At 28.7% G+C, this 11,359-nt stretch carries 12 protein-coding genes; all 12 read right to left on the reverse strand.

Annotation, left to right across the window (positions count from 1 at the left end):
* Positions 1-989 precede the first annotated feature (989 nt).
* The 12 genes from PZA12_RS24865 to rpmH all read right to left on the reverse strand — a co-directional run bounded on the left by PZA12_RS24865 (position 990) and on the right by rpmH (position 10,860).
* Positions 990-1,493 (reverse strand): DUF4446 family protein, encoded by a 504-nt coding sequence (locus tag PZA12_RS24865; RefSeq protein WP_103699028.1) that lies wholly within the window; start codon positions 1,491-1,493, stop codon positions 990-992.
* Between the two features lie 45 nt (positions 1,494-1,538).
* A complete protein-coding gene (locus PZA12_RS24870; protein WP_077840251.1) occupies positions 1,539-2,399 on the reverse strand; it encodes a ParB/RepB/Spo0J family partition protein in 861 nt (286 codons plus the stop codon).
* 8 nt (positions 2,400-2,407) lie between these two features.
* A complete protein-coding gene (locus PZA12_RS24875; RefSeq protein ID WP_078117627.1) occupies positions 2,408-3,169 on the reverse strand; it encodes a ParA family protein in 762 nt (253 codons plus the stop codon).
* Positions 3,170-3,527: 358 nt separating this feature from the next.
* Positions 3,528-4,310, reverse strand: a complete 783-nt coding sequence (noc, locus tag PZA12_RS24880; RefSeq protein ID WP_077840253.1) for a nucleoid occlusion protein — start codon at positions 4,308-4,310, stop codon at positions 3,528-3,530.
* Between the two features lie 137 nt (positions 4,311-4,447).
* The gene (gene rsmG, locus PZA12_RS24885) at positions 4,448-5,167 is read right to left on the reverse strand and encodes a 16S rRNA (guanine(527)-N(7))-methyltransferase RsmG (protein ID WP_077845254.1); all 720 of its coding nucleotides are present in this window, start codon (positions 5,165-5,167) and stop codon (positions 4,448-4,450) included.
* 21 nt (positions 5,168-5,188) lie between these two features.
* On the reverse strand, positions 5,189-7,069 hold the full coding sequence (mnmG, locus tag PZA12_RS24890) for a tRNA uridine-5-carboxymethylaminomethyl(34) synthesis enzyme MnmG (RefSeq protein ID WP_065417470.1): 1,881 nt from the start codon (positions 7,067-7,069) through the stop codon (positions 5,189-5,191).
* Positions 7,070-7,078: 9 nt separating this feature from the next.
* The gene (mnmE, locus tag PZA12_RS24895) at positions 7,079-8,467 is read right to left on the reverse strand and encodes a tRNA uridine-5-carboxymethylaminomethyl(34) synthesis GTPase MnmE (protein ID WP_077840255.1); all 1,389 of its coding nucleotides are present in this window, start codon (positions 8,465-8,467) and stop codon (positions 7,079-7,081) included.
* Positions 8,468-8,647: 180 nt separating this feature from the next.
* Positions 8,648-9,274 (reverse strand): RNA-binding cell elongation regulator Jag/EloR, encoded by a 627-nt coding sequence (jag, locus tag PZA12_RS24900; RefSeq protein ID WP_078117628.1) that lies wholly within the window; start codon positions 9,272-9,274, stop codon positions 8,648-8,650.
* A gap of 45 nt (positions 9,275-9,319) precedes the next feature.
* Positions 9,320-10,084 carry a membrane protein insertase YidC gene (locus PZA12_RS24905; protein WP_077845252.1) on the reverse strand — a complete coding sequence of 255 codons (765 nt, stop codon included), beginning with the start codon at positions 10,082-10,084 and terminating at the stop codon, positions 9,320-9,322.
* 23 nt (positions 10,085-10,107) lie between these two features.
* Positions 10,108-10,317 carry a membrane protein insertion efficiency factor YidD gene (yidD, locus tag PZA12_RS24910; RefSeq protein ID WP_012061251.1) on the reverse strand — a complete coding sequence of 70 codons (210 nt, stop codon included), beginning with the start codon at positions 10,315-10,317 and terminating at the stop codon, positions 10,108-10,110.
* Positions 10,289-10,666, reverse strand: a complete 378-nt coding sequence (gene rnpA / locus PZA12_RS24915; RefSeq protein ID WP_078117629.1) for a ribonuclease P protein component — start codon at positions 10,664-10,666, stop codon at positions 10,289-10,291. The genes yidD and rnpA overlap by 29 nt, the downstream gene beginning before the upstream one ends.
* Positions 10,667-10,725: 59 nt before the next feature.
* A complete protein-coding gene (rpmH, locus tag PZA12_RS24920; protein WP_008419045.1) occupies positions 10,726-10,860 on the reverse strand; it encodes a 50S ribosomal protein L34 in 135 nt (44 codons plus the stop codon).
* Positions 10,861-11,359 lie beyond the last annotated feature (499 nt).

Here is an 11,359-nt window from a genome sequence, read left to right on the forward strand (position 1 = left end):
TATTTAAATTTTTTACTCTATGTATAATATCCACACTTATTATATTTCATCTAGCGATTCTAAACTATATCCAAATACATATCATAATACTATCATACATTTCAAAATATTTTAGATTACATTCAATTGATGAATTTTAATTATGTAAAATATGTTTAATCAGCATATACCTAAAATAACTCTTCTGTAGTATTATAATTAAATTGACCTTTTTTCTTAAAAAAGTATTCATTCAAGCTCATAAAAATAAAACATTATTTAAATTATAATTCCAAATCGTTTTGATCTACGTTAAAACTGCTTACTAATTCATCGTTACATTTATTAGTCCTATATTCAAAAGATGAATATGAATGAGCAAAATAAACTTTTTTCATCAGTTTTAGTCTCAATCGTTGGCAAACTAGCAAATCTAAAACTATTACCACTTGTTAATTGTAAAGACTTTACTAAGCTGAATTCCATAAATGTACTAAATACTTTTAATCTCATCAATAACTTCAAGATATGAACCTTGGTATAAATTTTATACATAATGGCATCTCTATTCTTCCTCAAGAATTGCTAGAAGTATATATTTCATTATTGATTTCACTACATTTAATTTAAAAGGTATACTTGCAATCATATTATATAATCTAGAAACGCTTTGACTTCTATAATTTCAAGTTTTTTCACATAATAATCTAAATATTTTCATATATAATTCTTTATCTTCTTATATATAATTTTTCTTTAAAATATTGCCATGAAAACTATATGATATTTTCCATTCCGTTTACTATACTATAAATTATCAATATCCATAACATATATGCCTCTTGTAGCTCATAGTTCAAGTCAGCGAACATATTATAATTTTGCAACAGTGATTTATTTCTTCACTTATAGTCAAAAGCTTTCTGCAACCATAAGTAAAACTTGTGGCATTTTTAAATACAAAAATAGAGCACCAAATTTATTGGTGCTCACTTAACTAAACAATTTAACTAATTTTTATTTTCTTTATTAGCTGCTTCATTTAAAACGTATAATTCTTCCTCCGAAAGATCATATCTTGATATTCCCTTATCAATTGGTTTTGCATAAGTTGTACTTTCTTGCCTTCCATATATACCAGTTAAAATAACTCCGTCATTTCTATCATCTAGCATAGCTATCGAAAAGCTCAAGTCACTACCAACGTTCTCGAATGCCTTATATCTCATAATTGCTACTTTTTGAACACAATCCTTCATCTTAACTTCTAATCTCTTACATTCTTCTAGAGCCTTATCAGATCTTTCTTTAGCATCTTCAATACTATCTAATCTTTCCAGTAGCATTTCTTCTAAATTATTATTACTAGTACCTTTCATTAATTTTCTGTATCTGCTTTCTACTTTTCCAACTGCTTTAAATAATACCACTACTATTATAAATAATAATATAATTATTATTGCCATTCCAATTAATAAATATGGCATTATATCATTCATTGCACTAATTAGCATATCCAATTTTATGTCATTCCTTTCATAATTGTTTCACGTGAAACATTACATATTAATAATGTCTAGTATTCTTTGAAGATCTTCCTCTGAATAATATTCAATCTCTATTTTACCCTTGTTTTTCTTGTTTAAAATATTTACCTTTGTTCCAAAATAGTTCTGAAGCTGATTCTTAATTTCTTTATAATAAGGATTTACTTCTCCTATATTTTCATTATTTTTTTCCTTTTCAATATCATCATTAATTCTTTTTATTAATCTTTCTAATTCTCTCACGGATAATTTTTCATCAATTACCTGCTGAGCTATTTCATACTGTTTCTGCTTATCATTTATTGAAAGAAGTACTCTTCCATGTCCTTCCGTTATGATACTCTCAATTATATATTGTTGAACACGTTCATCCAGATTCATCAATCTCATTGTATTAGCAATAGCAACCCTTGATTTTCCTATTCTCTTACTTAATTCTTCTTGTGTGATTTTAAAATCATTTAACAATTTTCTATATGCTAAAGCCTCTTCTATTGGATTTAAATCTTGGCGTTGAATATTCTCTATCAATGATATTTCTAATATATCTTTATCACTTAATTCCATTATTATTGCTGGTACTTCTTTTAAGCCAACCATTTTAGCTGCTCTCCATCTACGCTCTCCAGCAACTATAATGTATTTATCATTTTTTAGCTCTCGTAAAATTAAAGGTTGAATAACACCATGAGCTTTGATTGACTCTGCTAATTCAGCTATCTTTTCTGAGTCAAACAATTTTCTTGGTTGGTCTTCATCACTTTTAATTTTATTTATAGGAATGAGAAAACTATTGTTTTCTTGCGCAGCATTATCTGATTCCTCCGGTATAAGTGCGCCTAATCCTTTTCCTAAAGTGAATTTCTTTGCCATTCTATCACCTACTGTCTCTCTAAAAACTCTTTAGTTAATTTTACATACGCTTCAGCGCCTTTACATTTTTCATCATACAACATTATCGGAAGTCCAAAGCTTGGCGCCTCTGCAAGCCTTACATTTCTAGATATTGTAGCTTCATATACCTTATTTTTAAAATACTTTTTTACTTCTTTCAAAACTTCATTACTAAGATTTGTCCTATAATCGAACATTGTCATTACTACGCCTTCGATTTCTAGCTTTTTATTAAGAGATTTTTTTACTAATTGTATGGTGTTGATTAACTGACTAACTCCCTCCAATGCATAGAATTCGCATTGTATTGGTATTAGCACCGAATCTGAACATGTTAATGCATTTATTGTTAATACCCCTAAAGACGGTGGACAATCTATAAACACATAGTCATATTCTGATTCAACTTCTTTTAATTTATTCTTCATTATATTTTCTCTATCACTTCTATTTATAAGTTCCACTTCTGCGCCAGCGAGTTCCATCGTTGACGGTGATATGTACAAATTCTGGACTAAATCACTTCGTACTATAGATTCTTTCATAGTAGTATCAGAAATTAATACATCATAAATGGATAAGTCTAAATTACTTTTATCCAGTCCTAATCCACTTGTAGTATTTCCTTGAGGATCTATGTCTATAGTTAATACTCTATAACCTTCCATTGCTAAGTACGCACATAAGTTTATATTAGTAGTTGTTTTTCCAACGCCACCTTTTTGATTAAAAATGCAAATTACCTTCATAAGTACAGCCCTAAAAGAGCGTCCCCCCTTTCCATATTAATATTATATATACTTTTTTATTATAATAAAAGAATTATGTTCTAAAAAACAATAACTCTTAATAAAATATATTCTATTATAAAATATTCTTCATTAATTCTTAATTTTCTGTGTATAAATATGATTGACAATTCTATATTTCTATATTTATAAATATAAGATTAATACATATTTGAAATAATAAATTTACATTTAAAATTTCAGTAATGTAAAACCAAAACCTAAGTTAAGACCAAAATTTTAAAATTCAACTACAACATGTATATATAATTAAAGTTAAGGTAATACTTGGTAAAACCTTAACTTCCAATTATTCCTCTTATTTTTTTGTTTTTGGTATCTTTACTACTACTTCTATAAATTCATCATCATCTTTATATGCATATTCAGCTGGAATATCAAATTTCTGCAAAACTTGTTTTATTGTATTAACATAAAGTTTAGCCGGCAATACGCCTCTTATATTTCTTTTATTCTTATTTTTTAATTCTTCTCCAGCTAATTTAAGCAATTCTTTATTAATTAATTCTTCTGTTTTCTTAACATTTAATCCGTCTTTTATTACTTTTTGAACAATTCTTAACTGCATTTCTTCAGTTGGAATTGTTAACAATGCTCTTGCATGTCTTTCAGTTAATTTATTCTTTAAACATAATTCTCTAACTTCACTACTTAACTTTAGCAATCTTAATTTATTAGCGATTGTTGATTGTTTCTTTCCCATCTTCTTTGCTAATTCATCTTGTGTAAAATTATGATCACTTATTAAATTATAATACGCCTCTGCTTCTTCTATGTAATTTAAATCTTCTCTTTGAAGATTCTCAAGTAGAGCTATCTGAGCAGATTCAGAGTCAGTTATATCTATAATATTGCAAGGAACCGTCTCTAACTCAGCTAACTTAGCTGCTCTAAGTCTTCTCTCTCCTGCTACCAATTCAAAGACCTCTCCACGCCTTCTTACAGTAATTGGTTGAATTATTCCATGTTCTCTAATTGATTGTGATAATTCTTCTATAGCTTCTTCATTAAAATATTTACGCGGTTGATAAATATTTGGAATGACTTTATTTATGTTAATACTTACTATTTCATTATTCATGTTCCCAACCCATCCCTTATTAAAATACTACATACATATTTTACCTTGTTATCCTTATTTGCCTATTTAACTCCTACCTTAATATTTTATCATATACCTGCTTACATAATCAAATTTCAATTATTTATGTAATATCTTTATTTAATTGGATTTTTACTTATTAACCCTGCTCTTCTTGGATATCCCTTAGGAGATCTATCTATCTTTTTCACGACAACTAAATTATGTTTTAATTCTGTATCTTCAATGTTAATTTCACAAACTTCCAATATTTTTCCACCTAAAATCTTTATTGCATTTGCGCTCTCTATAATTTCTTGATCAACTGACGGACCTTTTAGCGCAATAAAACTTCCTCCAACTTTTACATATGGTAAGCATAATTCAGATAATACACTCATATTTGCAACAGCTCTAGATGTTGCAATATCAAAATTCTCTCTTAGCTTAACATCCTTTGCTCCATCTTCAGCCCTGGAATGTATAGTTGTTACATTAGATACTCCAATTCTATTAATAACTGTGTTTAAAAAACTCACTCTTTTGTTCAATGAATCTAATAATGTAACATTCAAATCAGCTCTCATTATTGCAATAGGCAAACCTGGAAAACCAGCTCCTGTACCAACATCTATTAAGCTTCTAGCAATTTTGAATTCATCTCTTTTAAATGCTTTTATTGAATCAATAAAATGCTTTTTGATTATTTCTTCATCATCAATTATAGCTGTTAAATTAATCTTTTCATTCCATTCTTGAAGAAGTTTCATATAATCAATAAATTTTTCATACTGCTCTTTCGATAGTTGTAAACCAACATCTTCTGCTGATTTAGACATTAAATCATAAAACTTCATAATTCCTCCAATAATAATTAATTATTTATTATAATAATGTTCAAGATAAATAAGTAATACCGAAATATCTGCTGGAGACACTCCTGAAATACGTGTTGCCTGACCTATGCTTATTGGCCTAATATCACTTAACTTTTGTATTGCTTCAGTTCTTAATCCCTTAATATCACTATAATTAATATCCTTAGGTAATAACTTCTTCTCAAATTTCTTAAATTGAGCAACTTGTTCAAGCTGACTTTGGATATATCCTTCATATTTTGTTAATATATTAATTTGCTCTCCAACGTCATGAGGTAATTCTGGTCTTTCTGAATCTATTTGTTTTAAATCAAAGTAATCTAATTCAGGCCTTTGTAGCAGTTCATAAAAAGTAATTGGCTTTCTTAATTCAGCTGAATTTAATGATATTAAAAATTCATTTATTTCTTTTTTATTAGTTACCTTTAAATTCTTTAATCGTTCTAATTCATTTTCAATATTTTGTTTCCTCTTTATAAATTTATCATATCTTTCCTCTGTAACTAATCCAACTCTATATCCTAAATCCGTTAATCTAAAATCCGCATTATCTTGCCTCAATAATAATCTATATTCTGCCCTTGAAGTCATCATCCTATAAGGTTCATTAGTCCCTTTTGTAACTAAATCATCTATTAGAACTCCTATATAAGCATCAGATCTAGTTAATATTAGTGGTTCTTTTTCTTTAATTTTTAATGCTGCATTTATACCTGCAATTAACCCCTGTGCTCCGGCCTCCTCATATCCTGAACTTCCATTAAGCTGACCTGCACCATATAATCCTTCAATATCTTTAAATTCTAATGTTGGTTTTAATTGAGTAGGATCAATTGAATCATACTCAATTGCATATGCAGTTCTCATCATTTCAACATTTTCAAGTCCTGGTAATGTTTTAAGCATTTTAATTTGTACTTCTTCTGGTAATGATGATGAAAATCCACCTACATACATTTCCAGTGTGTCAAGTCCTTCAGGTTCAATAAATATTTGATGTTGTGGTTTATCTGGAAATCTCATTATTTTATCTTCTATGGATGGACAATATCTAGGACCAACACCTTTTATGCTTCCATTATAAATTGGAGATCTGCCTATATTATCTCTAATTATTTTACGTGTTTCATCATTTGTATAAGTTAAGTAACAAGATACTTGTTCCCTTTCAATATTTTCACTCATAAATGAAAAAGGTATTATATTATCATCGCCATTTTGTTCTATCATCTTAGAAAAATCCACAGATCTTCTATTTATCCTAGCTGGAGTTCCAGTTTTGAATCTCCTCAAAGAAACTCCTAAATCTAATAATGATTGTGATAGGTCATTAGCTGGAAATAAACCATTAGGACCGCCACTATATGATACTTCACCAATTATAATTTTTCCTTTTAAATATGTACCAGTTGCAAGAATTACTGCCTTACATTTAAAAATAGCTCCATTTTTAGTAACTACACCTGTCACCTTTCCATTCTCAACATTAAGCTCTGTTACCTCAATTTGCCTTATCTTAAGATTTTCCTGTTCCTCTAGAATTCTCTTCATTCTAAATTGATAACTTTTTTTATCTGCTTGAGCTCTCAATGAGTGAACGGCTGGTCCTTTTGAAGTATTCAACATTCTTGACTGAATAAATGTATTATCAATATTTATCCCCATTTCTCCACCAAGTGCATCAATTTCCCTAACTAAATGACCTTTTGCAGTACCACCGATATTAGGATTACAAGGCATCAATGCTATTGAATCTAAATTTATTGTACATACTAATGTATTAAGGCCTAATCTTGCTGATGCCAATGCAGCTTCACATCCCGCATGACCTGCACCCACAACAACTATATCGAATTGACCACCATCATAATTTACTGCCATTACTTTTACCTACTTTCCTACACAAAATTCACTAAAAATTTTGTTTAATAAATCTTCTTCCAATTCATCTCCAGTTATTTCTCCTAAAGCTTTCATAGCCGCTGTTATATAAATCGATATTAAATCAAGATATTCATTAGCATTAATTTTATCTAAAGCCATTTTACAATTTTCTAATGATTTATATAATGCTTGCTTATGTCGTGCATTAGAAATTATTAAGCTTTCAGAGCTTATCTCTCCATTAAAGAATAACTTTTTAACTTCATCTTTTAAAATATCTATTCCTTGGCCAGTTTTAGCTGATATATTTATTATATTACTTAAACTCTTAAGTATTTCTTCTTGAATCTTTATATCTTTCAAATCCATCTTATTTAATAATACTATATATTTTCTATTCTTTATTTTATTAATTATTCTACTGTCTTCTTCATCCATATATCTAGATGCATCAAGCATTAGTATTATTAGATCTGCTTCTTCAATTTTCTCTTTTGATTTTTCCACACCTATTTTTTCTACTACATCCTCTGTATCTCTTATTCCTGCTGTATCGGTTATTTTAACCGGTATTCCATCAAGGTTTATATACTCCTCAATTATATCCCTAGTTGTCCCTGGAACATCTGTTACTATAGCTCTATTTTCTCTTAATAATGCATTAAGTAATGAAGATTTTCCTACATTTGGCTTTCCTACAATAACTATGTTGAGTCCATCTCTCACAATTTTCCCAGCATCCGCATTAGACAATAAGGTTTCAATTTTTGAATTTGCCTTATGGATCCCATCTTTAACCTGTAAAATTAAGTTGTCATCAATTATATCCTCATCATCTTCTGTAAAATCAACTGCATATTCAATTAGCGCTAAAACGTTTAGCAAATACCCTCTTAATTCGTTTATTTCCTTGGACAAAGCTCCTTTGCTTTGAATCATAGCTGCTTTCATCGATAACTCTGTTTTAGCAGTTATTATATCCATAACTGCTTCAGCCTGACTCAAATCTATTCTTCCATTTAAAAATGCTCTTTTAGTAAATTCTCCAGGTTCTGCAAGTCTTGCACCAGCTTTAATAACCTGATCTAATACACTATTAGTAGATATAACTCCTCCGTGACAATTTATTTCTACCACGTTTTCACCCGTATAGCTTCTTGGAGCTTTCATATAACTTAAAATAACTTCATCAATTATCTCTTCTTTGTTCTCTAAATCCACAATATTACCATACTTCATAGTGTATGTTTTCATGCTTTCAATATCGTATTTATTTCTAGGGGTAAATATCTTACTAGCAATCTTTAAAGCATTCTCCCCTGAAATTCTTATTATTGAAACTCCGCCTTCTCCAATTGGTGTAGCGATCGCACAAATAGTATCAAATTCTTTCATTTAATTTCCTCCTCTTTTTAAAGAAGAATATTTTCTAAACTAAAACTCCTTTTTAACTATTATCAATTTTACATAACAAAATTTAAATAGTCAAAGTTATATTAGTTAAAACTTCTCTTTTTAGTCATAAATTTTATTTATAAACTTAAAAAGAAAGCCATAATGGCTTTCTTTTTAAGTTTAATCTTTCTTTAATTCAACGACTACCCTTCTAAACGGCTCCTCGCCTTCACTATATGTATTAACAAAGGCATCTTCCTGAAGTGCAGAATGAATGATTCTTCTCTCGTATGGATTCATTGGCTCTAGTTTAAATAATTTTCTTGTTTTCTTAACTCTATTAGCTGTTTTAATTGCAACACCTTTAAGAGTTTCCTCTCTTTTGCTTCTATAATCTTCGGTATCTAGTATAACCTTTTTATGAGGAAGTTCATGTACCTTATTAACTACAAGTGAAACTAAATATTGAATAGAATCTAATGTCTCTCCCCTATAACCAATTATCACTCCCATTTTTTCTCCGGATAAATTAATTATAATGCTATCATTCTCTTCTTTAATATCAATCGTTGCTTCAACTTCCATTCCCTTGAGTATATGAACTATAAAGTTTCGTGCTTCTTCAATATAATTATATTTTTTAGAAACTCTAATTCTTGCTGGTTTAACTCCTATAACATTAAATAAACCCTTTGAGCCATGATCCAAAATTTCAATATCAACCATATCCTTATTTGCATCAAGTTCACTTAAAGCTTTATTTAAGGCTTCTTCAACAGTCTTTCCTTCCACTTCTACTGATTTCATCTGTTAATTCACCACCTCTAATATCAAAGCAAAATCACTTTTTAATTATTTCTTTTTTCTTTTTTTACTAGCTGAATTTTTAGGTTCTTCCACTGCCATAACAAACTTATCTGATTCTGCTACAGCATCTTTTTGAGTCTTATCATCCATCTCTCTCATTGCTGGTCTATAGTTTAAGAAATATGTTTGTATTGTTTGAATTAAATTACCAATTATCCAGTAAAGTACAAGTATTGATTTAAAATTCAATGACATAACACCCATCATTCCAGCCATAACTAAATTCATACTTCCCATATTCATTCCACCTGGTTGTGATGGTGTTGATTTAGACATTAAATAAGATGGTATATATGTTGATAATGCAGCTAATACTGGTAATATATAATATTTATCTGGCGCAAATAAATCGTGAATCCATAGGAATGAAGCACCTTCTATCCCTTGTATCCCCATGAATACCCAATAAAGAGCCATTAGTATAGGTAGTGGTAATAATGATGGAAGGCATCCACCAGCTACACTAACATTATTCTCCTTGTATAACCTCATAGTTTCAGTATTCAATTTTTGAGGATCGTCTTTGTACTTAGCCTGAAGCTTTTTCACTTCTGGTTGAATTTTCTGCATTCCTTGTGATGATTTTGCTGCCTTAATGTTAAATGGTAATATTAAAATTCTTATAATCAATGTAAAAATAAATATTGCCAAAACATAAGATAGCCCAACATCTGATATTCCCATACTAACTATAAAGTCATGCAGGGAATCAAATATCCCTTTCATAAAGTTAACTATTGCTTGAAACATTAAAATATATACCTCCTAATATCTCACCTAACCGGATCATATCCCCCCTTACAAAAAGGATTACATCTTAATATTCTGTAAACTGCTAATGCACTACCTTTAAAAGCTCCATATTTATTTATGGCATCTATTGCATATTGTGAACAAGTAGGCACAAATCTACAGCATGAAGATCTTCCAGGTGAAATATATTTTCTATAAAATTTAATTAGGCGTATTAGTAATTTCTTCATTATTATATAAGCCTGCCTTTTTAATTAAACTTTTCATAGCTCTTTCTACCTCAAAGTAGCTTTTACTTTGAATAGGATTTCTTGCTATGAAAACAAAATCATATCCCTTTACTATATAATTATAATTTAATCTAAAGCTTTCAGTTATTAATCTTTTACATCGACTTCTAACAACACTATTCCCAACTTTTTTACTTACAGAAATACCTACCTTGCTATAGGCTAAAAGATCTTTATCTTTATTCCTTCTATTTTTTAATATGTACATAACTAGAAGCTCATTTGCAAATGATTTACCTCTTTTATATACAATTGTAAATTCAAAATTTTTCTTTAATCTATAAATCATAGATATTTTTATACTCCTTTTTTCCCTGCATTTGCAGAAAAAAGGCCACTAATGGGCCCTTAAGCTGTTAATTTTTTTCTTCCTTTTTGTCTTCTGCTCTTAAGAATGTTTCTTCCTGATTGAGTGCTCATTCTTTTTCTAAAACCATGTTCTTTTTTTCTTTGTCTCTTTTTAGGTTGGTAAGTCATAAACATTACATATGCACCCCCTTAAATTTATTATTTATAGTAAAAACTATACTTCGCTATTTAAATTTTACTTTATTATTATATAGATATACTATTTTTCTGTCAAGGTGGTAATAATTGTTGATAAATATATTTATATATATTTTTTTGTGGATAACTTATTGAATATGAGTATTTACTTATGTTATCATAAATATTATGTTGTGAATAACTTATTAATATAAAAACTTATCCACATGTGTGGATAAAATTGTGCATAACTTGTTTGTTTTTATTGTTAGTACATGCTTTATAGTTGATTTTATTTAGGTCTTAGCATGTTTATAACACTTAATAACAATCTGTTATTAAATTTATAGAAATTTAATCTATACACATAGTTATTAACATGTTGATATATTTATATACATACTTGGCTATAATATATGAATGTTAATATCCTTGTTGATAAACTGTACATAACTATTATAAAAATTTTTTTATTACAATTATTGGAGGAATAAGA

It is taken from the genome of Clostridium beijerinckii (assembly GCF_036699995.1).
Lineage (GTDB): Bacteria > Bacillota > Clostridia > Clostridiales > Clostridiaceae > Clostridium > Clostridium helianthi.

What these genes read in the sequence shown, in the direction of transcription:
- mnmG (WP_065417470.1), bottom strand. Translation starts at nt 7,069, where the DNA reads ATGGCAGTAAATTATGATGGTGGTCAATTCGATATAGTTGTTGTGGGT.
- jag (WP_078117628.1), bottom strand. Translation starts at nt 9,274, where the DNA reads ATGAAATCAGTAGAAGTGGAAGGAAAGACTGTTGAAGAAGCCTTAAAT.
- PZA12_RS24875 (WP_078117627.1), bottom strand. Translation starts at nt 3,169, where the DNA reads ATGAAGGTAATTTGCATTTTTAATCAAAAAGGTGGCGTTGGAAAAACA.
- mnmE (WP_077840255.1), bottom strand. Translation starts at nt 8,467, where the DNA reads ATGAAAGAATTTGATACTATTTGTGCGATCGCTACACCAATTGGAGAA.
- PZA12_RS24865 (WP_103699028.1), bottom strand. Translation starts at nt 1,493, where the DNA reads ATGCTAATTAGTGCAATGAATGATATAATGCCATATTTATTAATTGGA.
- rpmH (WP_008419045.1), bottom strand. Translation starts at nt 10,860, where the DNA reads ATGTTTATGACTTACCAACCTAAAAAGAGACAAAGAAAAAAAGAACAT.
- rsmG (WP_077845254.1), bottom strand. Translation starts at nt 5,167, where the DNA reads ATGAAGTTTTATGATTTAATGTCTAAATCAGCAGAAGATGTTGGTTTA.
- noc (WP_077840253.1), bottom strand. Translation starts at nt 4,310, where the DNA reads ATGAATAATGAAATAGTAAGTATTAACATAAATAAAGTCATTCCAAAT.
- PZA12_RS24905 (WP_077845252.1), bottom strand. Translation starts at nt 10,084, where the DNA reads ATGTTTCAAGCAATAGTTAACTTTATGAAAGGGATATTTGATTCCCTG.
- PZA12_RS24870 (WP_077840251.1), bottom strand. Translation starts at nt 2,399, where the DNA reads ATGGCAAAGAAATTCACTTTAGGAAAAGGATTAGGCGCACTTATACCG.
- rnpA (WP_078117629.1), bottom strand. Translation starts at nt 10,666, where the DNA reads ATGATTTATAGATTAAAGAAAAATTTTGAATTTACAATTGTATATAAA.
- yidD (WP_012061251.1), bottom strand. Translation starts at nt 10,317, where the DNA reads ATGAAGAAATTACTAATACGCCTAATTAAATTTTATAGAAAATATATT.